Origin of the sequence: Campylobacter sp. MIT 99-7217, assembly GCF_006864365.1 — a bacterium.
Taxonomy (GTDB): Bacteria; Campylobacterota; Campylobacteria; order Campylobacterales; family Campylobacteraceae; genus Campylobacter_D.
Genome location: NZ_QHLJ01000035.1, coordinates 1 through 412 on the forward strand (window position 1 = coordinate 1; position 412 = coordinate 412).

The following is a 412-nucleotide window of genomic DNA, read 5'->3' on the forward strand; positions in this document are numbered from 1 at the left end:
GGCGTATTTGATAAAATCATAATTATTTATATCACTTACGGCTTTGCTTGTTTCACTGAAAAGATTAGCCGTGTTTTTTTCAACCAAATAATCCTTTGCCCCCTTTAAAAACTCATATAAATTTGAGCTTGGATTTTCAAGCCTTGAAAAGCGAGCAAAGCTAGCACCTAAAGCACGAGCTAAAAAATTATCAATGATTTCTTTATCAAGCTCTAAAGTATCTTTCTTGCCAGCTTCGCTAAGCTTGTTAAAATGCTCTAAATCCTTTAAAAGAGCGTAAAAATCGCTCGTCCTGGTTCCCTTTGACTTAATGGCACTAACTAAGCTATCATTGATAAGGCTTTGTAAATTTAAAGCTTTAAGCTCGCTATCTTTGGCTAGATTATAAAAGCCTCCAGCGTTATCTATGAAC

1 pseudogene is annotated in these 412 nt (G+C 35.0%); it reads right to left on the minus strand.

The annotated features are described in order from the left end of the window. Positions 1–412, minus strand: a pseudogene (locus tag DMB92_RS09260) (hypothetical protein); the annotation flags it as partial.